Origin of the sequence: Bradyrhizobium sp. NBAIM08 (assembly GCF_020193935.1) — a bacterium.
Classification (GTDB): domain Bacteria; phylum Pseudomonadota; class Alphaproteobacteria; order Rhizobiales; family Xanthobacteraceae; genus Bradyrhizobium; species Bradyrhizobium yuanmingense.
This window is the reverse complement of sequence record NZ_JADYVR010000005.1, coordinates 195,057-216,641: the sequence shown is the minus strand read 5'-3', so window position 1 is coordinate 216,641 and position 21,585 is coordinate 195,057. Positions and strand designations below refer to the sequence as shown.

The 21,585-nt window shown below is 63.9% G+C and carries 19 protein-coding genes and 1 tRNA gene; 5 read left to right on the top strand and 15 right to left on the bottom strand.

The genetic code is table 11. The features are described 5' to 3' along the window. Positions 1-192 precede the first annotated feature (192 nt). Positions 193-912: a hypothetical protein gene (locus I6F37_RS18980; protein WP_225152286.1), complete on the bottom strand. Its 720-nt coding sequence runs from the start codon at positions 910-912 to the stop codon at positions 193-195. Between the two features lie 472 nt (positions 913-1,384). Here I6F37_RS18980 and I6F37_RS18975 point away from each other — a divergent pair, with 472 nt between their 5' ends. Both I6F37_RS18975 and I6F37_RS18970 read left to right on the top strand, forming a co-directional pair. After that, positions 1,385-1,726 (top strand): H-NS family nucleoid-associated regulatory protein, encoded by a 342-nt coding sequence (locus I6F37_RS18975; RefSeq protein WP_074448231.1) that lies wholly within the window; start codon positions 1,385-1,387, stop codon positions 1,724-1,726. 983 nt (positions 1,727-2,709) lie between these two features. Beyond that, positions 2,710-2,946, top strand: coding sequence for a hypothetical protein (locus I6F37_RS18970; RefSeq protein WP_225152284.1), 237 nt, complete (start codon positions 2,710-2,712; stop codon positions 2,944-2,946). A gap of 387 nt (positions 2,947-3,333) precedes the next feature. On the opposite strand, the gene I6F37_RS18965 is transcribed toward I6F37_RS18970, so the two are convergent. From I6F37_RS18965 to I6F37_RS18945, 5 genes are all read right to left on the bottom strand, one after another. Beyond that, positions 3,334-3,409 (bottom strand) — tRNA-Lys (locus I6F37_RS18965). A gap of 166 nt (positions 3,410-3,575) precedes the next feature. Continuing rightward, the gene (locus I6F37_RS18960; protein WP_225152282.1) at positions 3,576-4,172 is read right to left on the bottom strand and encodes a Spy/CpxP family protein refolding chaperone; all 597 of its coding nucleotides are present in this window, start codon (positions 4,170-4,172) and stop codon (positions 3,576-3,578) included. A gap of 198 nt (positions 4,173-4,370) precedes the next feature. Next, entirely contained in the window at positions 4,371-5,375 is a 1,005-nt protein-coding gene (locus I6F37_RS18955) for a TRAP transporter substrate-binding protein (RefSeq protein ID WP_225152280.1), read from the bottom strand. A gap of 118 nt (positions 5,376-5,493) precedes the next feature. Then, on the bottom strand, positions 5,494-7,056 hold the full coding sequence (locus I6F37_RS18950; RefSeq protein WP_225152278.1) for a 2-isopropylmalate synthase: 1,563 nt from the start codon (positions 7,054-7,056) through the stop codon (positions 5,494-5,496). A 388-nt stretch (positions 7,057-7,444) separates the two neighbouring features. Then, a complete protein-coding gene (locus I6F37_RS18945) occupies positions 7,445-7,708 on the bottom strand; it encodes a hypothetical protein (protein ID WP_057026371.1) in 264 nt (87 codons plus the stop codon). Positions 7,709-7,890: 182 nt separating this feature from the next. Here I6F37_RS18945 and I6F37_RS18940 point away from each other — a divergent pair, with 182 nt between their 5' ends. Next, a complete protein-coding gene (locus tag I6F37_RS18940) occupies positions 7,891-9,123 on the top strand; it encodes an SMP-30/gluconolactonase/LRE family protein (RefSeq protein WP_225152276.1) in 1,233 nt (410 codons plus the stop codon). 145 nt (positions 9,124-9,268) lie between these two features. Continuing rightward, on the top strand, positions 9,269-10,579 hold the full coding sequence (locus I6F37_RS18935; RefSeq protein WP_057026370.1) for an ABC transporter substrate-binding protein: 1,311 nt from the start codon (positions 9,269-9,271) through the stop codon (positions 10,577-10,579). Positions 10,580-10,777: 198 nt separating this feature from the next. Here I6F37_RS18935 and I6F37_RS18930 read toward each other — a convergent pair whose 3' ends face one another. The 8 genes from I6F37_RS18930 to I6F37_RS18895 all read right to left on the bottom strand — a co-directional run bounded on the left by I6F37_RS18930 (position 10,778) and on the right by I6F37_RS18895 (position 19,333). Continuing rightward, positions 10,778-11,947 carry a Gfo/Idh/MocA family protein gene (locus I6F37_RS18930; RefSeq protein WP_036006745.1) on the bottom strand — a complete coding sequence of 390 codons (1,170 nt, stop codon included), beginning with the start codon at positions 11,945-11,947 and terminating at the stop codon, positions 10,778-10,780. Between the two features lie 113 nt (positions 11,948-12,060). Beyond that, a complete protein-coding gene (locus tag I6F37_RS18925) occupies positions 12,061-12,906 on the bottom strand; it encodes a CmcJ/NvfI family oxidoreductase (protein ID WP_036006743.1) in 846 nt (281 codons plus the stop codon). Positions 12,907-13,219: 313 nt separating this feature from the next. Continuing rightward, positions 13,220-14,158 carry an ABC transporter substrate-binding protein gene (locus I6F37_RS18920; protein WP_036006740.1) on the bottom strand — a complete coding sequence of 313 codons (939 nt, stop codon included), beginning with the start codon at positions 14,156-14,158 and terminating at the stop codon, positions 13,220-13,222. Beyond that, positions 14,155-15,255 carry an LLM class flavin-dependent oxidoreductase gene (locus I6F37_RS18915; RefSeq protein WP_036006737.1) on the bottom strand — a complete coding sequence of 367 codons (1,101 nt, stop codon included), beginning with the start codon at positions 15,253-15,255 and terminating at the stop codon, positions 14,155-14,157. Before I6F37_RS18915 ends, I6F37_RS18920 begins: the two co-directional genes overlap by 4 nt. A gap of 20 nt (positions 15,256-15,275) precedes the next feature. Further along, complete coding sequence (locus tag I6F37_RS18910) at positions 15,276-16,448, bottom strand: acyl-CoA dehydrogenase family protein (RefSeq protein WP_225152274.1); 1,173 nt, start codon at positions 16,446-16,448, stop codon at positions 15,276-15,278. Continuing rightward, on the bottom strand, positions 16,442-17,239 hold the full coding sequence (locus tag I6F37_RS18905) for an ABC transporter ATP-binding protein (RefSeq protein WP_036006715.1): 798 nt from the start codon (positions 17,237-17,239) through the stop codon (positions 16,442-16,444). The genes I6F37_RS18910 and I6F37_RS18905 overlap by 7 nt, the downstream gene beginning before the upstream one ends. Further along, positions 17,233-18,255: an ABC transporter permease gene (locus I6F37_RS18900; RefSeq protein ID WP_036006713.1), complete on the bottom strand. Its 1,023-nt coding sequence runs from the start codon at positions 18,253-18,255 to the stop codon at positions 17,233-17,235. The genes I6F37_RS18905 and I6F37_RS18900 overlap by 7 nt, the downstream gene beginning before the upstream one ends. Then, positions 18,233-19,333, bottom strand: coding sequence for an ABC transporter substrate-binding protein (locus I6F37_RS18895; protein WP_036006711.1), 1,101 nt, complete (start codon positions 19,331-19,333; stop codon positions 18,233-18,235). Before I6F37_RS18895 ends, I6F37_RS18900 begins: the two co-directional genes overlap by 23 nt. 476 nt (positions 19,334-19,809) lie before the next feature. On the opposite strand from I6F37_RS18895, the gene I6F37_RS18890 reads away from it, so the two are divergent. Beyond that, positions 19,810-20,790: an ABC transporter substrate-binding protein gene (locus I6F37_RS18890; protein ID WP_036006726.1), complete on the top strand. Its 981-nt coding sequence runs from the start codon at positions 19,810-19,812 to the stop codon at positions 20,788-20,790. 120 nt (positions 20,791-20,910) lie between these two features. Here I6F37_RS18890 and I6F37_RS18885 read toward each other — a convergent pair whose 3' ends face one another. After that, positions 20,911-21,369 (bottom strand): hypothetical protein, encoded by a 459-nt coding sequence (locus I6F37_RS18885; RefSeq protein ID WP_036006709.1) that lies wholly within the window; start codon positions 21,367-21,369, stop codon positions 20,911-20,913. Positions 21,370-21,585: the final 216 nt, after the last annotated feature.

The following is a 21,585-nucleotide window of genomic DNA, read 5'->3' as shown; positions in this document are numbered from 1 at the left end:
CCACCACGAAAACCTTATACCGCATGATGCCGTCCGATCCAAAAAGGTGACGATCATCGTACCCGAATGTCCGGTTAAGGCAGCGCCAAACTAAGTGCGATGCAACGGAACCATTGTACGTGTGGCAGTTCGGCGATACCTGCTCGTTCAATCCGTCGGTCGCGCGGCGGCAGTACCTCGTATGTCGCCACCTCAGTGGCGTAGTCTCACTGCGTGCCGAAGCGTGTGGCTCGAGCTTAAGAGCGAGAGGCCACCAAGCGTCATCAGCAGCCCACCGAGCCAGCCCGTCCAGCTGCGCGCTTCGTCGTGCCCCTCTGCAGTGCGCGGGCCCAGCGGCATATCTTGAGGTGGGTCGGCAGGCGCGGCGGCGAGAAACTGCCCAACGTTGACTTGATCCGGCACGGAGTGTTCGCGCTTGAGCTGGTTGCGGGGAATATCTCCGACGGGAGCCGCCGACATCAGGGTAGCACCCGTGCCGAGATCGGAAGTGGCATCTGCTACCTGCATTTCCGTTACAGGCGTCTGGGATTGCTCGGGCGGTGCAGAGCGCAGCAACTCCGCGCGCGCATCAACGATCACGCTCCGCGTGGTCTGCGTGGTTCGGTTCTCGTCGAAACTGGCGCTACGGTCTTTGGCCGCGGGAGCCCGAATGGGCTTCTTCACCGTCGCGATGCCCTCGGCCAGGAACCAGCATCTGCGACGACCGTCCGTTCGGTAGACCCAATGCTGTCCGCCACTGGTCGAGGTACCGGGACGCGGCGCGCATTCGGCTTGCGGCGGAGGGGTGGTTACCGTGGGTTGGGACGTAGCAGTATTGAAGAAGTCGGTTAGAGGATTGGAAGACGCAGGCGTCGCCGAGAAACCTCCGACAAGGAGCAAACTGGCGAAGTACAATCGCAAATGTCCGGACATCGGAAACTCCCGGGTGCGCCCCGCTTGAGCCTTAGCGGCGACAACGGCCCCCATGCGGCTTAAATCGGGCAACGCGATGAATTAATGGTATTCTTGGCCACCTAATTTATATGCCGGTCCAGCACTCCAGGGATGCCTGCAACAAGGATAGGCCGATGGATTCATCGGTCATCTGAGTTGCGCCGGGCCTCGATCCGCGGCGTAGCCGCCCGGTCGATTGCGATAGTTGCGCCCGTTCCCGAACACCAAAGCAAAACTTGCCGAGGGATGAGTTCGTGGATGTCGCGATACGTGGACACCCCCGCTACGAATTAAATACTCCATCGCGATATTGCCATCGTCGCGCCTTTCTCCCTGCCACCTAGCGGATTTAAATGTGGATTGTGCGATCAATATTTAACTGGCGGCTTGCCTGCTCCCTGATTCCCGACTTGTGTGCCCGGGCCTTCTGCCCAAGATTCGGATTGGAGCCATGAACACCGCGCATTTTAATTCGCTCTCCGTTGACGAGCTCTGGACCCTTCACCAAGAGGTCGCCGCCAAACTCACTCAGAAAATGTTGGTGCAAAAAGCACGTTTGGAGGAAAGGCTGCGCAGCATTAGACTGGCCAGCGAGGTCACACGGCTCAATTACAAGCGCCGTCGTCCATATCCGCCCGTCCGTCCCAAATATCGCAATCCGAAGAACCCAGCGGAGACATGGTCGGGTCGTGGCAGGCAGCCGCGATGGCTGCGGCCGCAGCTTCGAAGCGGCCGAGACTTGGACGATTTCCTGATCGATCAGGCTTCAGCTCAAAAGCGGCAGACAAATTGAGCGCCGATTGCGGCATTTTGGGTTGGGAATGCTGGCGCCGGCTGTTTCCCGATCTGAGATTTTCACATTATCGTTTTAACGCGGGTCATGACTATGGTTGGAGCCATTGGCCGTAGCGACCGCACTTGCGATCCGGCTGACGGTCTCGCTGAATCGCTCGGGGGGCCCGCGGCGCAGTGAAGACATCGACGAGAACTCAAGCGCACGATGGCCCGACTCTAGTCGTGATGCTCTCTGAAGTGCCGCCTAACCGCATTCCACGCTCGAAGGGCTGGAAGGAGGAGGACGACGAAAAGAACTCTGATTGCAACTGGAGTCATCCCGCGCTGCAGGAGTGGTGGTTCGCGACCATCCGAGCGACCGGCCGTCGTGTTGATCGTCGCCGGAGATGGAATTGCTGCGTGCCGAGTAGGTGCCGGTCTGCGCGAGGGCAGGACAGCTACAACGAACAGAACGTTCACCAGCAGCCATATTCCCACTATGAGAAGGACACTACGCACGAGAACGACCATCGTTGATCTAATCTGCCGAGCTTATTCCTGCCTCATGCCTGGCACGCAGCCGGCAACACTGCGTTCGCGGACGGAACCGCCTCGCTGCAGCCGGCACATTCGGCATCCGCCGATGCCATCGGGCCCTGAGCGCTTCGCGAACGCCCAGGATCGCTCGCAGCCTAGTCGGGGCCAACACTCGCGTCTGTGCGCTTTCGAACATTCATGCCCCTTCAGGTATGCCCGTTCTGTGCATCATCGGGCGAGAGCCGGACAGAGATAGCTCATCAGCCAGGACGGCCGACCTCAGCCCGCAGTCCCTGAACAGGGGCCGGGTCATGGAGCATGGCCAAATATCGCAGCACGATGAGCGACGAATTTGGCGGTCCGCATCGAACCAGTATCGAGTTTCGGCAGTTGACTCCCGGTGAATCCGAACAAGCAAACTGATTGTTCGGGCCGAGGATAATATTAAAAGCTACGCCGGCACACATGAAGGACCTCCGACGACGTTTGGAAAAGGTCCGCGCTGACGCCAGAGAATTTACGCTGATGAGTCAGCGGGCGACGGACATAGAGAAGCGCGAGCTGTTCAAGCGCTTGGCGGATGACCTCGCCTTCGAGGCTCTCGAGCTCGAGCTGATCGTGAAGAAAAATCAGCCACCTGATCCGTGCGACAAGCACGAGGTCGTGGAATTTACGTTACCCTCTCAGCGAAAGCGCGGCTGACGCGAAAGAGGTTAAGCCGGCTAGTTCGTGCGTGCATAACGGATCTTTGCGCATGACTCCGCCAGCGATCGCTGCGCCGCATCGAACTGCGCATTGCGCTTCGGGGGCCCAGATCCGGAACCTTCTGCTTCTGGTTCTGCAGCAAGCGGTATCTTGCTGCGACGGACAGAACACACCGTCCGTTCTGCCCGCTCCAATTTCCTAATCTACGACAAGCACGTGACCGACTTGTCCCATCGGATCTGCGCGCTGTATCGAATGGGTGAAGATATAGAAACTAGGGAAACACCGAATAGCAAACCGGCCGTGTCCACTCCAACAAAAACGTCGCACCAGACGCGCTTTGCTCTATCGAAGAATTTAAAAAAGCCCCTGCGGGCTTAAAGGTGGTGGGCGCACCAGGGCTCGAACCTGGGACCCGCTGATTAAGAGTCAGCTGCTCTACCAACTGAGCTATGCGCCCGAAAGGCGGTCAAGGCCTTGCGAGGCCGGTCGTTTAGCAAAGCGTTCCGGGTCTGGCAAGCGATCGGACGCAAGTTTTCCAAGGTCTCGTCCGCAGCCCCGGAAATGCGAAAAGCCGCTGGATTCCAGCGGCTTCGCCAGGGCTCACGGCGCCAGAACCGGTCCTTTCAGAGCCGGCCCTCCCGGTCCCGGTCGGGACCCCGGTCACGGTCGAAGCGGTCGTGGTGGAAGTGGTCCATGCCCCGTTCCATCATGCGGTCCATGCGCTCCATGAAGTGGTGGTGGCGCGGGCCGTCCCCGCCGCCGCCGAACGGGCCGCGGTGCCGGGTCAGCACGGCGAGACGCCGTTTCTGGCCCTCGTCGAGGGTCTTGTAGAGCGGATCGGCGGCATCGGCGATCTTCTTCAGGGCGGCGGAGCTGGCGCCCATGTCCTCGGCGCGCTGGCGCAGGCGGGCGATCGGATCCTCGGCCCTGTCGGCATCGCCCGGCCCGGCATTCATCCGCGCATTGGCGCGGTCGATGCGCAGCTTGGCGAACTCCCGCACCGCCGCCTCGACCGGCGGCCACAGCTTCTCCTGGTCTGCGTTCAGCTTCAGCCCGGCATGGACGGCGGCGATCCGCGCATCGACGAAGGCGGCGCGGTCCTCGGGGCTCATGCGCATGTGGCGGACGTGCTCCATCCACGGGCGATGATATTGGGCATAGACCGCGCCCGAGCCGGCGATGCTCAGCACGGCAATGGCGGCGATGGTGAATTTCTTCATCCTGACCTCCTCTGGAAGGATACCCGTGAGGATGAGCGCGAGGGGGCTGACGCGCAACTTACAACTTGGACAGGAAGCGCGCTCTTACAGAGATGTAATCGCCGTGAATGTCCGTTCAGATGCGAACAAAAATAATTCGCAACAAAAAGGGCTTCCGTGCGCTGCGCGGAAGCCCTTCGTTGGGGTCGCCCGTCGAGGTCAGTTCGTCGGGCTCTTGGCTTCCTTCAGGAACTCGTCGATCAGCCCCTGGCCGATGCGGCCCGCGGCCTCCTTGTAGACCGGCTCCATCGCCTTGCGCATCGCCTCGTCCTGATCGGCCGTCAGCTTGATGATCTCGCTCTTGCCGCTCTTCTTGATCTCGGCCAGCGCGTCATCGTTCTCCTTCTGCGACTGCGCGTTGCTGAACTCGGTCGCCTCTTTCATCGCCTTTGACAATGGGTCACGGATGTCGGCCGGCAGATCGTCCCAGAATTTCTTGTTCACGATCACCACGTAGCCGATGTAGCCGTGATTGGTTTCAGTGATGTACTTCTGAACCTCGTGCATCTTCTGGGTGTAGATGTTCGACCAGGTGTTCTCCTGGCCGTCGACCACGCCGGTCTGGAGTGCCTGGTAGACTTCCGAGAACGCCATCACCTGCGGCAGCGAGCCGAGCGACTTGAACTGGGCCTGGATCACGCGCGAGGATTGGATGCGGAATTTCACGCCCTGATAGTCGGCCGGCGTGATCAGCTTCTTATTCGCGCTCATCTGCTTGAAGCCGTTGTCCCAATAGGCAAGACCGGTGATGCCCTTGGCATCCAGCAGCTTCAGCAGTTTGGTGCCGAGCGGCCCTTCCGTCACCTTCCGCAGCGTCTTGATGTCGGGCAGGATGTAAGGCAGGTCGAACACCTCGAACTCGCGGATGCCGAGCGGGCCGAACTTGGAATTGGACGGCGCCAGCATCTGCACGCTGCCGAGCTGGAGCGCCTCGAGCTCTTCCTTGTCCTTGTAGAGCGTCGAGTTCGGATAGACTTCGACCTTGACTTTGCCGCCGGTGTACTTCTCGGCGAGCTCCTTGAACTTCTCCGCGCCCTTGCCTTTCGGCGTGTCGGTGGCGACAACGTGGCTGAATTTGATGATGATCGGTGATTGAGCCAGTGCCGGCCCGGTCAAACCAAGTGCCAGAGCCGCGATGGACGCGGCGATCGCCAAGGTGCGCATAGTCTCTCCCTATCGTTTGTTTGAGCCACCCGGCGGCGCCGGGTGGCCAGTCTTATGCCGGCTGCATCAATAGCGGCTCGCTTACACAGCCGCTATTGTCCCTTAGCAGGGCAGCCATTCAGCTCGCCGCCGCCGTCGTCACATTGTCGCGCTGGCGCTTCATGACGATCTTGTTGAGCGCACCGAGATAGGCCTTGGCCGAAGCCACCAGGGTATCCGGGTCCGCCGCACGTGCGGTCATCGAGCGGCCGTCCTGCGCCAGCCGCACCGACACTTCCGCCTGCGCGTCGGTGCCCTCGGTGACTGCGTGCACCTGGTACAGCTCGAGCTTGGCCTCGTGCGGCACCAGGCGCTTGATGCAGTTGAAGACGGCGTCGACCGGGCCATTGCCCTCGGCTTCCTCGATCTTGATCTGACCGTCGACGTCGAGCTTCATGGTCGCGCGCTGCGGACCGTGGGTGCCGGCGATCACCGTCAGCGAGGTCAGCTTGATGCGGTCGTGCGAGGCCGCCATCCCCTCGTCGACCAGCGCCTCGATGTCCTCGTCGTAGATGTCCTTCTTGCGGTCGGCCAGCGCCTTCATCCGCGTGAACGCATCTTCCAGCTGGTTCGGACCGAGCTTGTAGCCCATCTCCTCCAGCTTGTGCACGAAGGCGTGGCGGCCGGAATGCTTGCCCAGCACCAGCGAGGACTGCTTCAGGCCGACCATCTCGGGGCGCATGATCTCGTAGGTCGAAGCGTCCTTCAGCACGCCGTCCTGGTGAATGCCGCTCTCATGGGCGAAGGCATTCCGGCCGACGATCGCCTTGTTGTATTGCACCGGGAACGAGGTCGCCGCCGAGACCAGCTTCGAGGCGCGGGTCAGCTGCGTCGTGTCGATCTTGTTCCAGTAGGGGAATTTGTCGTTGCGCACGTTGATCGCCATCACGATCTCTTCGAGAGCGGCGTTGCCGGCGCGCTCGCCGATGCCGTTGATGGTGCACTCGACCTGGCGCGCGCCGCCCGTGATGCCGGCCAGCGAGTTGGCGACCGCCATGCCGAGATCGTTATGGCAGTGCACGGAGAACACCGCCTTGTCCGAGTTCGGCACGCGCTCGATCAGCGTCCTCATGAAGTGGGTATATTCCTCCGGCACCGTATAACCGACGGTGTCGGGGATGTTCACCGTGGTGGCGCCGGCCTTGATCACGGCCTCGACGATGCGGCACAAAAAGTCCATCTCGCTGCGGGTGCCGTCCTCGGCCGACCATTCGACGTCGTCGATCTGGTTGCGGGCGCGCGCGACCATCGCGACCGAGGTCTCGATCACCTGCTCCGGGGTCTTGTTCAGCTTCACCCGCATGTGCAGCGGCGAGGTCGCGATCACGGTGTGGACGCGGCCGCGCTTGGCGAACTTCACGGCTTCGGCACAGCGGTCGATGTCGGCGGGATGGGCGCGCGACAGGCCGGCGATGACGGCGTTCTTGGAGCGGCGGGCGATCTCGCTGACCGCCTGGAAGTCGCCTTCGGAGGTGATCGGAAAGCCGGCCTCGATGACGTCGACGCCCATATCATCCAGCAGTTCGGCGACCTCGAGCTTCTCCTCGAAGGTCATGGTGGCGCCGGGGCACTGCTCGCCGTCGCGCAGCGTGGTGTCGAAAATGATGACGCGGTCCTTCTCGGACTTGTTCACGGTGGCCATTCCTAGATTTCCTTTTGAGCGTTTGCGCCGTTCAGAGCCGTTTCAGTCCCTTGGCGCTTGAGGTGTCCGTTGATCTCGACCAACCCCTGAGCGCCCAGGCGCATGGCGCCCAGCCGGCCCTCAGGGGCAAGTAAGAACAAGGCCGCCAATAAGGAGGGTGGGCAGCAGCGCAGCCGGGATCGCGGCGGCGGCCAGAGCCACCTCCCCCGAAATCCCCTCGATTTGGCCGCGAATCAGCATTGCCAGACCCTGTAGAGCCTCAAATCCTCGGTCAAAACCGTTGACGGTTGGTTTCGGGAGAGGCCCGATGTGGCCGTTTCTAGACGAGAAATGGCCGCAACTGCAACGCCAAAAAGAGGGTCAACATAGATGACCTAAAAGGGTAGGCCTAGGCCGTGCCGGTGCGGCGGGCGCGCGCCCTGTTCTCCCAACGGTTCAGCATTTGGCCGAGCTCGCCGGTGGGCGCAGCGGTGCCGGTCTTCGCGATCTCGTTGGTGTTGGCCGGCGCATTGGCTGAGAGCCAGTCCGGCTCAGCGTACTCGCGCCAGCGGCGTGCCTCCGCGCGCCTTTTTCGGGAGACGTAATCCCGCGTGAAATAGCCGGCCGCAAACGCGAGTGAGAGAAGGATGACCAGGATGACGACTTGCACAATGAGCTCCGGCTTTATCCCCCGCTAGCGCCCTGCAATCCAAACGCACTCGAAGGTGACGAAATTGCGACCTGCGATCACGCCGCGGTTTCAAGTCTGCCTCTCGCAACCGGACGCGGACCGGACTAACCTTCGCCGCGCTTGGCCGGATCAACCGGCCGGCCGAACGTAACCGGGAGGATACGATGACACGCCAGGAGGCTCCTGAGCGGGAGCAGCGTGCGCACGATGCTGCGCTTTCACGACGAACGCTGGTCGGGGGGCTGGCGCTCGGCGCCGCGGCCACGTTGGCGGGCCCCGCGCTGGCCCAGACCGGGCCCGCCGCACCGCCGACGACGATCACGACGCCGCCGCGCGACTTCGGCCCGGGCGGCGCGCCGACGACCTATTTCTGGGACCCCGACATCATCGCGGTCGATCCGTCCTTCAACGATCTCGCGCAGCCCAACACCGCGATCAAGCGTCTCTACACCGGGCTGCTCTGGGCGGAAGGCCCGGCGTGGAGTGCGCAGGGCCGCTATCTCTTGTGGAGCGACATTCCCAACAACCGGCAGATGCGCTGGACCGAGGACGACGGCCGCGTCAGCGTATTCCGCTCGCCCTCCAACAATTCCAACGGCAACTCGTTCGACTTCCAGGGCCGCCAGCTCTCCTGCGAACACCTGACGCGACGGGTGACGCGTTACGAGCATGACGGTACCGCCACCGTGCTCGCCGAGTCCTACCAGGGCAAGAAGCTGAACTCGCCGAACGACATCGCCGCGCATCCCGACGGCAGCTATTGGTTCACTGATCCGCCGTATGGCGGCCAGCTCTACGAAGGCGAGCCCGACGTCGCGGGCGGCCCGAGCAATGCAGGCGGCAAGCTCAATCCGCGGATCGGACAGCCGGCCGGCTTCGTGCCGGGCAAGCGCGAGCTGCCGACCAATTGCTATCGCATCGATCCCTCCGGCCGCATCGACCTCGTCGTCACCGAAGACCAGGTGCCCGACCCGAACGGGCTCTGCTTCTCGCCCGACTACAAGAAGCTCTACATCGCCTCGACCGGCAAGGGACCGGGCGACACCGGCCCCGGCGGCAAGGGCGAGATCTTCGTGTTCGACGTCGGCAGCGACAACAAGCTGTCGAACCTGAAGAAGTTCACCGATTGCGTGATCGACGGCGTGAAGTGCGGACCGGATGGCCTGCGTTGCGACGTCAACGGCAATCTCTGGGCCTCCAGCAATGCCGGACGCGCCGTCGGCTACAGCGGCGTCACGGTGTGGTCGCCGGAGGGCAAGCTGCTCGGCCGCATCCGTCTGCCGGAAGTGTGCGGCAACGTCTGCTTCGGCGGCCCCAAGCGCAACCGCCTGTTCATGGCCGCAAGCCAATCGCTCTACGCGGTGTATACGGCGACCCAAGGCGCCGGGCCGGGCTGAGCGGCGCCATCCACGAACGAACGCGCCGGCGTGAAGCGCCGGCGCCGAAGAACCTCGACTTTGGCGATATTGACTTTCCGCCGTCCAGCTCCCCATACTTTGCGAACAACAACAAGATCGAACGACGGTTTTGAGGGAGGATAGGATGCCGACTTCACGCAGGCAGCTGCTGAAGACATCGGCGGCTGCCGCCGCCGCACTCAGCCTCGATTGGACACGCGCCCAGGCACAAGCCGAGACTATACGCATCGGCCTGATCTACGACCTCACCGGCCCCTTCGCCGCCGGCGGCTCGGTCGCCTCCTCGATCGGCGCGCAGATCGCCATCGACCTCGTCAACGAGAAAGGCGGTGTCGGCGGCAAATACAAGGTTGCTCCGGTCGCCGCGGATTCGCAGAGCAAGCCGGACGTTGCGATCAACGAGGCCGAACGCCTGATCAGCCAAGAGAAGATCGACATCCTCAACGGCGTCTATGCCAGCTCGCATGCGGTGCCGCTCGCGGCCAAGGTCGAGCAGCAAAAAAAGATCCTCTGGATCACGACCGCGGTCTCGACCGCCGTGTTCAAGGACAAGAACCTGCAGCACGTATTTCGCGCGCAGATCCATTCGGATCAATACGGCCAGGCCTTTGCAAGCTTCCTCACCGAGCACGCCAAAGCCAAGCTCGGCATGGATCCGAAGGAGGTCAAGGTCGCGTTGATCCACGAGGACGGCCCTTATGGCGTCGGCGTTGCCTCCGCTGACGAAGCCTATGCGAAAGAGGCCGGCATTCCGGTGGTGCTGCGCGAAGGCTATTCGGCCTCGGCGCCCGACCTGTCGGTGCTGGTGACCAAGATCAAGCGGGCCAAGGCCGACGTGATCTCGCACGCGGGCTACAACCCTGACATCACCCTGTTCCTGCGCCAGGCCCGCGAGAGCGGCCTGCGCTTCAAGATGCTGTTCGGAGCCGGTGCCGGCTACAGCCAACTCGACAAGTTGCGCGCCACGTTCGGCGCCGACATCGACAATTTCTGCAACATCGACCCGGTGCCGGCACAGCTGCTCGATCCCGCCAAGCTCGCGCCCGGCATGGGCGATCTGATCAAGACCATGGTCAGTCGCTACCAGGCCAAGACCGGCGCCACCGATGTGCCACCGCACTGCTCGATGGGCTTCAACCAGACCTGGGTGCTGCTCAACAACGTGCTGCCTGTCGCCAAGGAGAAGTACGGCAGCTTCGAGCCCGAGGCGATCCGGAAAGCGGCGCTCGACGTCGACATCCCCGCGGGCGGCACGATCCAGGGCTATGGCGTGAAATTCTTCCCGCCGGGCACGCCGCTCTCCGGCCAGAACGAACGTTCGACGCCGGTCGTGATGCAGAACGCCGGCGCGCACATCTCCGTCGTGTGGCCGACCAACATCCGCACGCAGGACCCGGTCTTCCCGCTGCCGAAGGGCTCGACCTACGGGGCGTGAGGGGGCGGCACGGGCAGTGTACACCCTCTCCCCTTGCGGAGAGGGTGGCTCGCCGCGTTGCGGCGAGACGGGTGAGGTGTCTCCCTCCGCGTGTTCAACTCTCATTGGGATGCGCGGAAACAACCCCTCATCCGGCGCTTCGCGCCACCTTGTCCCGCAAGGGGAGAAGGCAAGCGTGCCTGCGGAGACACGTTGCTTTCACAACACCACCCGCCGCCCCTCCTCCGCCGCCCAATATCCTGCGTAGTTCACCTTGATCGTCTCATAGGCCAGCGCGAGGTCCGACAGCGGCTGGCGGCCCGTCGCGACGCATTCCATGAAGTCCTGGATCTCCTGCAAATAGCCGCGCGTCCATTCCTCCTCGAGGCAGACATATTGCCAGCCGGTTTTGCGGTCGACCTTCTCGGTGATGTAGACGGAAGCGAGCTTCTCCTCGCTGGTCTGATAGCTCATCAGATGATTGTTGGGCGTGATGTTGGCAAACAGCGAGCCGCCGCTCGTATAGGTCTCGATCAGATTGCGCACGCCGCCCATGATCATGTCGCCGGAGAACACCGTCGCCTTGGTGCCGTCCGAGAAAGTGGCGGTGAGCGTGCCCCAGTCCTCGACATCGACGGGATTGGCCTTGATGTAGCTGCGCTCCTCCGGCTTGAGCCCAGCGGTGACGTTGCCGACATCGCCGGTGACGCTGGCCACATGGATGCGCTCGCCGCGCGCCTTGGCTTCGACCTGCTTCAGATACAGCACGGCCGAGAGGGGATGGCAGCCCATGCGGATCAGCGAGCCGCCGCCGGTCATCGCCCATTGCGCGGCATGCGCGGCGTGCGAGCCGGAATGGCTCTCCTCGCCCTTCATGAACAGAATCTTGTCCTTGGTCGCCTTGATGATCTCGGCGGTCTTGGTTACGGCCGGCGCGTAGATCCAGTCCTCGGCATACATGAAGAGCTTGCCCGTGCGCTCGATCGCGGCCCGCGTCCTGTCCATCTCTTCGATCACGCGTTCATACATCAGCGCCTTCGGCACGTGCTTGCCGATCGGCTGCTGATCGCCTTCGCGGCCGAAATAGCCGGCGAACGGCTTTTCGCAGATGACGTGCTTGCCGGACTGCATGGCGGCGACGATCATCTCGGCGTGAAGATTGGGCGGGGTGCAGATGTCGACGACGTCGAGATCGCGGTCGGCGATCAGCTCGGCGAAGCTCCGGTAAACACGCGGGATATTGTGATGCCCGGCAAACGCGACAACCTTGTCGCCGCGGGCAGCAACCGCCGCGACCTCGACGTCAACGCCGTAGACGCGCCGGAACGCATACATGTGCAACTCCGACACGAAGCCGCAGCCGACGAGTCCTACCCTGATCCTTGTCATAGCGCCCCCTTTGCATTGGGCGGCACTATAGCGCGCTCGGACGCCTAATCCACCGAGACCTGAACGACGCCCGCGCCCATGATGCATGGACCCGGCAGGGCCATCACACGTTGTTACTGCCGGTGGAACACCAGCGTGCGGACTTCGATGCTCTCGCGGGGCGCAGCATCGGCCGGCGTGGTCGGATCGACGAATGCGGTATGCGGCCCGAAACGGGTCCGGCCGTCGGTTGCGGAATCGTAGCACTTCAGCAGCAGCGCCTCATCCGGCGTCATCTCCGGGAAATAGAACCAGCGGTGGTTCGGATTGTATTTCACCGAATAGGTCTCGCCGCGGCGGTTGGGATAGATCAGGTCGGAAGCGACGAGGTCTTCCGGCTTGACCGTGGTGCCGTCGGCCATGGCGAGCGGTGAATCCCGCAAGGGACCGCGGATCGGCCGCCACAGATTGATCACCTGCACGCGCCCCTTCAGCAGCTCTTCGGCTTCATCAGGCAGATGCTCGCGGACGCGGTTGGCGCCGGACGTGATGGTCTGGTCGACATGGACGCGCGTGGCCGGCTGACGCGGGCCGCCGTCGCGCATATCAGGCGCGCCCGCGACACGCTTGCGCACAGTGTGGTCGAAGATGACGACACGGTCGGCCTTCAGCGTCGCGCGCAGAAAGGCCTCCACGGCGGGATAATAGACCGCCCTCACCTCGTCCTCGTTGTAGAAATCCTTCACCTGCGTCGGGTGACGCACCAACGCAAAGCCCTCGCGATCCAGCGAGAAGTTCTGCGCGATCAGCCGCGCATCGAAGATCGGCACCTGATGCGGCTCCGGCAGCGAGGTGGTTTTCGGCTCACCCGGCGGCGGATCGAACGCGTAGGTGCGCGGCTTGCCGTCGATCGGTGCGAGATAATTGAGTTCGGCGGTGACGAAGGGAAGCGATTCGATTTTTGTTTCTTGCAGGCCCATGGCCGGTCTCCCGATGTGGTCGTCGGATTGATCTTTGCGGGAGTGCGCCGTGCCGCAAGAGCTGCGGCGCAAATAGCAATAAGGGTGTTGTCGGGCGGTGAGAATGCAGAAGGAATATTTCGAAGAAGGCGATTGCGCTGGAACGTGCTCGTCGCGCTTCACGAATGCTTGAGTGACTCGTGAGCTCTCACACCCACAGTCGTCATTCCGGGGCGCCCGAAGGGCGAGCCCGGAATCCATCGAGCCGCAATGTCTGTCGATGAATGGATTCCGGGCTCGCGACTTCGTCGCGCCCCGGAATGACGACGGAGCATTACAACCCCACCTTCGCGATCGCGTCCGTGAACGAGCGATCGACGATCTCCGCGGCATCCAGCTTCTGCTTGATCAGGCCCCAGCGGAAATAGAGGTCGATCGTCGCCTGCTCGTCTTTGACCACGCCGTCATCGATCGGCGCGATCCTGATCTTGGCGCGTGACAGCCAGTTCTGCGGCACGGCGGTGGGGATGTTCATCAACCTGCCCCAGGTCGCGGCATAGCTGTCGATATTGTTAAGCGACCAGGCCCGCGCCGCGGTGAGGCGGCGGATGAAATCGGTCAGCTCGGCGCGCTTGTCCCTGATCGCGTCGGGCCGCGCTACCTGGAAGCTCAGCCCCGGCGTCAGCCCTTCCGAGGTGATGACGCGCCGCGACTTGAACAGCACCTCCTCCTGACTCACATACGGCTCCCAGGTCGACCATGCATCGACCGAGCCTTGCGTGTAGGCGATCTTGGCGTCGGACGGCGCCAGGAACGCGATCTGGACGTCGTTCGCGCTCCAGCCGTTCTTCTCCAGCGCAGCAAGGATCAGCTGATGGCCGATCGAGCCGCGGCCGGTCGCGATCTTCTTACCCCGGAGATCGGCAAAGCTCTTGATCGGCGAATTCTCGGGCACGAGGATGGCGAGCCCCTCGCGCGTCTGCCGGATAGCAGCGATCGCCTTCACCGGCGCGCCCGACGCGGCGGCGAAGGTGAAGGGCGCATCGCCAACGAGGCCGGTCTCGATCGCGCCGGCGCTGAGCGCTTCCAGAAGCGGCGCGGCCGCCGGAAACTCCCTCCACTCGATCTTGTAGGGCACATCCTTGAGCACGCCGGCCGCTTCCATCACGGCCTGCGCATTGCCCTTCTGGTCCCCGACACGGAGCGTGGTTTGCGCAGCTGCGACTTCGAACGAAGCGAACAGCAGCGCGCCGGCCAACATGAGGCGGATCATTCTGCGGCCTCGCCGCGAACGGCCTGGCGCTTGGCGACCAGCTCGCGTGTCAGCGGGATCAGCTCCCGGCCGTATTCGATGCTATCGATCAGCGGATCGAAGCCGCGGATCAGGAAATGGCTGATGCCGAGATCGTAATAATCGCCGAAGACCTCCGCGACCTGCTCGGGCGTGCCGACAAGTGCGGTGGTGTTGCTATTGGCGCCGGTCAGCTTTGCGATCTCGGTCCAGAGCCGCTTGTCGATGCGGCTGCCCTGATCGGCGAGCGCGAGCAGGCGCCGTGCGCCGGCGGTGGCATGCCCGTCAGCGGGCTTGCGATAGCCGGTCTTGTCCTGGAGCGCGGTGGCGCGCGCGAGAATTTCCTCCGCCTTCTCCCAGGCCTGCTTCTCGGTCGGTGCAATGATCGGCCGCACCGACAGGCTGAAGCGCGGCGTCGGCCGCCCCTGCCGCACCGCGGCGTTGTGCACGCGCGAGGTGATATCGCGCACCTGCGCGTAGGATTCGCCCCACAGCGCAAAGGTGTCGGCATGCTTGCCAGCGACGTCGATCGCCGCATCCGAGGCGCCGCCGAAATAGACGCGGATGCCTTCGGGGCGATACGGCTTCACCTGCGAGAAGGCGTTCTCGACCTGGTAGTACCTGCCCTTGTAGCTGAACGGCTTGTCGCTGCTCCATTGCAGCTTGAGCACGTCGAGGAATTCAGAGGTGCGGGCATAGCGCTCGTCCTTGTCGTCGAGCGTGTTGCCGTCTTGCCGCAGTTCGGTGGCGTTGCCGCCGGTGATGACATGGAGCGCGACGCGGCCGCGGGAAAACTGGTCGAGCACGGCGAACTGCCGCGCCAGCAATGTCGGGGCAGTAAAGCCGGGCCGCTGCGCGATGAGCACGTTGAGCCTCTCGGTGTGATTGAGCACGTGCTGGGCGACCTGGAGCGCATCGGGCGAGGTCGAATGAAACGCCAGCAGCGCGCGGTCGAAGCCGGCATTCTCATGCGCCTTCGCCACCGTCTCGATATGGGTCGGATTGAGCACCGGTCCTTCCCGGACGACGGTCTCGGACGAATTGTTGTTGCTGATGAAGCCGATGAACTCGATCGACATGATCGTCTCCCTGTTGATCCCTAGAGGCCGAGTGCGAGGCGGCCGAGGCCGATGCGCGTGGAATCATCCTGCGGCGTGTGCACGCGGCCGCACAGCACGTCGCGATAATGCCGCTCCAGCGGATTGGCGCGGCTGAGCCCGTGGTTACCGGTCAACGACAGCGCGTCCTCGACGACGGCAACGGCGTTGTTGGTCACGGTCAGCTTGATGACGTTGGATTCACCGGCAGAGAGATCGACGCCATCGTCGAAGTCGCGGGCAGCCGTGTCGATCAAACGTGCGTTGACCGCAAGCCGCGCCTCGATGGCCCCGACGATCTCCTGCGCGCGGGCTAAGGTCGCCAGCGGCGCGCCGAGGCTGGCAGGCACGCGCTGCTTCAGGAAATTGATCAGCCAGTCGCGCGCGGCGCGGGCAACGCCGTCGTAGATCGCGGCGATGAAAACGGTGTGCACAGTCTGCTGCGTAACGTCGAGCGTGCGCCAGTCCGCCGGCTTGCGCAAATCGACCTCGGCGTCGAGCGGGACCACGACGTCGTCGAAGATGACGTCGTGGCTGCCGCTGGCGCGCAGGCCGTGATGGTCCCAGGTCTGGACGATGCGCGTGCCCGGCAGGCCCGCCGGCACCAGGAACTGGCCGACGCGCGGCTCCGCCTCGTCGGTGCGCGCCCAGAGCAGGTACCATTTCAGGATCGGCGATCCCGTCGAGTAGATCTTGTGGCCGGAGAGGCGCCAGCCGGTTTCGGTGCGCCGCGCGATCGTCGCCGGCAACCCTCCGCGCGCAGGCGAGCCGAGCTCCGGCTCCACGCGCAGGGCGTTGATGAGCGCGATGCCCTCAACACTTTCGCGCGCGAGCTTGCGCGACAGTCGCGCCGGCCAGTTCGGACTGCGCGCCATCACGAGATGATTGATGTAGTGCATCGACAGCACCAGCGCGGTCGACGGATCGGCCTTGCCGAGAATGCCGAGCACGCGCGCGGCATAGCGCGCGCCGGCACCGGCGCCGCCATGAACCGCCGGCACCGTCAGAGACAGCAAGCCTGCCTCCGAGAGCTCGCGAAAATTCTCGAAAGGAAAGCTGCCGAGCCGGTCGTGCTCGGCCGCGCGCGCCGCAAAGCTTGTGGCAAGCGTCGCTGCGCGGGCGATGTAGTCGGGCTCGCTGTGAGCCGTGCGGCCCTTGGCTATGGAGGTCACCATGTGGCATCTAACCCCAACAGCCCGAGGATCTGACGACGCAGGTCGGCCAGATACGGATCGCCGCGATGGCGCGGATACGGACGGTCGACGCGGATATCGGCCTTCACCCGCGCGGGACGATCGCTGAACACGATGACGCGGTTGGCGAGCACCAGCGCCTCCTCCGCATCATGCGTCACCAGCAGCGTGGTGAACCCCTTGCGCTGCCAGAGCGCGACGAGCTCGGCCTGCATGGTGATGCGGGTCAGCGAGTCCAGTTTCCCCAGGGGCTCATCCAGGATCAGGATCTTGGGATCGTTGACCAGCGCCCGCGCCAGCGCGACGCGCTGCGCCATGCCGCCGGAGAGCTGGTGCGGATAGGCGTTGCGGAACGGCGAAAGCCCGACGAGGTCAAGCGCGTCATCGACGCGCTGGCGCTGGCTCCTCAAAATGCCCTGGGCCTCAAGGCCCAGGGCGACGTTGTCCCAGACCGACCGCCAGGGAAACAGGGTCGGATCCTGGAACACGACGACGCGCGAGGGATGCGGGTTCCTGATGCGCTCCTCGTCCTCCCGCAGCCTTCCCGCCTTCGGCTTGTCGAGGCCGGCGATCAGCCGCAGCAAGGTCGACTTGCCGCAGCCGGACGGGCCGAGCAGCGCGACGAACTCGCCGGGCTCGACCGAGATGCTGACGTCGCTCAGCACCGGCAGCTCGGTCCCGTCGATGTCGAAGGCGTGGCTGACCTGCTCGATATCGAGCGCGGCGCCGGTGGCCGGATGCGTGACCGCTTCGGCGAGAGCTGTGGCTACCATTTGACGGTCCCCTTCTGCCAGACCAGGAGGCGATCGCGGATCGCAAACAGCAGCGTGATTGCGCCGGAGCAGAGCAGCGACATCACGATCAGCGCTGCATACATGTTGGCGTAGGCGGCCCAGCCCTGCGCCCATTGCAGGTACCAGCCGAGCCCGGCCTTAACGCCGATCATCTCGGCGACGACGAGCACGGCAAAGGACGAGCCGAGCCCCATGAACAGGCCGACGAAGACGTGCGGCAACGCGGCCGGGATCGCGACCTTCAGCACCAGGAACGAAGGCTTTGCCCCCAGCGTGCGCGCGACGTCGTAATAGGCGTTGCTGACGCTCGCGACGCCCGACCAGGTCAGCACGGTAACCGGGAAGCCCGTTGCCAGCGCGATCAGGAAGGTCGAGGCGCTCCAGCTCGACGGAAAGGTGAAGAAGGCGATCGGCAGCCAGGCGGTCGCCGGCAGTGGGCCGATGAAGCGCAGCACCGGATGCACCCAATAACCGACCGCGCGCGACCAGCCGATCGAGACGCCGGTTAGAAAGCCAATCGTGGCGCCGATCAGATAGCCGCCGAGCTGGAGCTTGATCGAGGCAAGGACGCTGTCGAGCAGCTTCGGCAGATCGTCGGTATAGACCTCGATGATCGCCTGCGGCGGCGGGAAGAACGGCAGCGGCAGCCAGGCGAATTTTGCCGTTGCAACCTCCCACACCGTCAGGAACACCCCGAGCGCGACCAGCCACGGCGCCCGCTTGTGCAGCGCCTGTCCCGCCGCTCCCAGATAGTCGGCACCGACAGTGCCGAACAGCGCGATCGCCGCGATGATGAAAGCCGCAATGCCAAGTGAATGCGTGCGCGACCAATCGCCGACATCCTGCCACCACAGGCAGGACAGGCCGAAGGCGATCCAGGCGATGCTGGCGAGAACGCCGGCGCCGGATTCTCGGACCCAGCTCGCCAGCAGCGGCACGCGCGAGGTGCGCGGCGCGCCCGAGGCAAGGCCGTCAGACAGCGAATACGTCGACATAGATGCGCTCCGCGAATTTGGCGGTGTCGGTGCTCTGCTTGAAGACCTGCACGCTCTTGAGGTCGTCGGCGTAGGCCTTGAGCTCGCGCTTCAAGATCTCGCCGACGGGATGATGATGGTGGGTGTGGTAGCGCACCATGCCCTCGATATCGGCGAGCGTCGCCGCCTTCGGCGCATAGGGCTGGAACGATTTCGCCGCGAGCGTCGCATTCTGCGCGGTGAACATCGCAGCATCGAGCAGCGCCTGGGTGATGGCGCGCGCGACTTGAGGCTCTTCGCGCACGAGCGAGCCGCGCAGGCCGAGGATGCAGCAGCTCTTCTCGCGGTACTCCCCATCGAGATTTGAGGCGACCTCCTTGTACTGTGTGTCCTTGAGCCAGAGATAGGCGAGCGGATCGGACGACAGGAACGCCTGCACCTCGCCCTTCTCCACGGCAACGTTGAGCAGATTGCCGGGATAGGCGCGCCAGTCGACGTCCTTCACCGGATCGATGCCGAGTTTGGCCAATTGGATCGAGAAGAAGTTCTTGTCGGGACCGGCGAGATCGCCGACCGCGACGATCTTGCCCTTGAGGTCGGTCAGCTTCGAGACGCCGGAATCGGTGCGCGACAGCACCCGCATGCAGCCGCCATGGGTGCCCGCGGCGATCTTGACGTCAAAACCCTGCTCCAGCGGCTTCAGCCAGCGCAGTGCCATGCCGAGACCGGCATCGCTTTTGCCTGTCGCGATGGCCTCGAGCAGCTGGTCGGTCGAGCCGGAATAGTTGACGAGCTCGACGTCGAGATTATGCTTCTTGAAGAAGCCGTGCTCGATCGCGACCGGCACCGGCGCGAGGCAGACGGCGCCGGCATTCCACGACAGCTTCAGCTTGCGCGGCGCGCCAGTGAGCGCGGGTGCGTCAGAGGCCGTGCGGCACAGCGGAAACTCGGGGAAGTCGACACCCGGCGCGATGGCGCGCGGTGCGAAGGCCTGCGCACCCAGCGCGCCGAGCGGCGCTGCGAAGGCCGCCGCAAGCCCTGCCTGAAGCAGGTGGCGCCGGTCGAGTTTCGACCCGCTGCGCTGGTTATCGTTGTTCATCGGCCTGGCTCCTGCGCTGGCACGGCTCCGCCGTGTACGCAACGGGTCGCGTTGCGCATGTTCCGTGCGGAGCTGCGTCTAAGAGAAAATTGTTCCGTCGGCGCTTGGCGCGCCGTGTTGATGCGATGCGCAAATCATGCGGCGCGTTCGCGGCATCGTCAATGAAATGGATTTTCGAATGTTGCGCGAAGGGAAGACATTCTCTCCATCCGCGCATGGGCAAGCGATGAAAGGATTTTCGCAGATGCATAGGCACGCAGGGTCAACCGCGACTCCATCGCCTGCTGCATCCCTGTGCAGCGTCTGCCGCGCACGCTGCGCATTCTCGAAAGCGCCGGCCCGCTGAAACGTCATTGCCTGAAGCACGCACAATACGGTTGGCCATTTCATTGACGGCGCACCGCGCGCTCATAGACTTGATCGTCTCGCTGCACCGTTCGCTCACGCATCGTGAGCAACGCAACAAGACGGATCCAATGAGCATCAACTCTCACGACCATTCCATCACACGCCGGCTCGCCACCTCGCTGCTCGCCGCCGCCATCACGCTATCGACCGCTGCCGCATCGCTCGCCGCCGACATTGTCGTGCTGCGCGTCGGCGACCAGAAGGGCGGCAATCGCTCGCTGCTCGAAATCTCCGGCTATGCGAAGGACCTGCCTTACAGAATCGAATGGTCGGAATTCCCCGCGGCCGCGCCGATCCTCGAAGCGCTCAATGCCGGCGCGCTCGACGTCGGCTACACCGGCGATCTCTCGTTCCTCTCGGTCTATGCCGCGGGCGCGCCGATCAAGGCGATCGGCGGCACGCGCTCGGATGCGAAGACGCAGGCTATCCTGGTGCGTCAGGATTCGCCGATCAAATCGGCGGCCGACCTCAAGGGCAAGCGGCTCGCCGGCACACGCGGCGGCTGGGGCCAGTTCCTGATCGATGCGACACTGGAGAATGCAGCGATCAAGCTGGAGGATGCGACCTTCGCGCCGCTCGGCCCGGTCGACGCCAAGATCGCGCTGCTCGCCGGCTCGATCGACGCCTGGGCGGTGTGGGAGCCCTACGTCTCGTTCGCGACGTTGAAGGACAAGGCTCGCGTCATCGCCAACGGCGAAGGGCTGACGCCGACCATCACCTTCATCGTCGCCTCCGACAACGCCATCGCCACCAAGCGCGCGGCGGTGCAGGATCTGGTGCAGCGCTTGAACAAGGCGCGACTGTGGTCGCTGGACCATGTCGCCGAATACGCCAAGAACACGGCCGAATTGACCAAGCTGCCCGAGGACGTGCTGCTGTCGGCCTACACCGCGCAGCGCACCGGCCCGATCGTGATCGACGAGAACGTGGTCAAGGAGGTGCAGGAAGCCTCCGACCGCGCGACGCGCTACGGCATCCTGCCGAAGAAGCTCGACGTCAGCAAAGCCGTCGAGCGCAGCTTCACGGCTGCGGCCGTGGGATCGAATTAGGCGACGGCGGGAGGCGCAGGCTTCGCCTCAGGCCAGGCCCATTGCATCTCGCCGCGAACCTGCTCATGCATGTTGCATGCATGAGCCTGATCGTGTGGCTGTCATTCTAGCCGCGCGGTCTCACCAGTAGCCGCGGTAGTAGGGACGGTAGACACCAAACGGGCGGTGATAAACCCGGTACGGCCGGTAATAGCCATAGCTGTAATACGGACGGTACGGCCGATAATATCGCGGATAGACCGGTGCGTAGCCGTAGCCGCCGTAATAGGCGGGGGCGTAACCATAGCCGTAGCCCGGATATCCATAGCCGTAGCCGCCATAATAGGGCCGGCCATAATAGCCGTAGCCGTAAGGAGACCCCGCGGCGATGGCGCCGCCGATGAGCGCGCCGGCTGCGAGACCGCCGAGGGCAAAGCCCCAGCCGCTGCCGCGCCAATGGACCGGTGTGACATTGTCACCGGCCGCAGCCTTCATCGTCGCAACGTTGGTCGGCATCGGGGCCGCCGTGGCCTGCCCGATCTGGGCCACCATGACCACCCCGGCCAATGAACAGGCAATCGCCGTCTTCCAGATCCTCATCGTCCTACTCCCTGTCTGACCTTTCGCTTGGAAAAAGGATCGCAGCGTCATGATCGGACATCCTTGCGCCAAGTCAAAGCATTGAATTTCAAAGCCTGGAGTTTGCGTGCACCGCACAAGACGCTTGCCTCCGTTCTGATCAACCGGTGCCCGGCGACGTCATCGCCTGTGACAGCCGCGCGACGGTGGCTGAGGCCCGATCACCCCGGCAAGGCA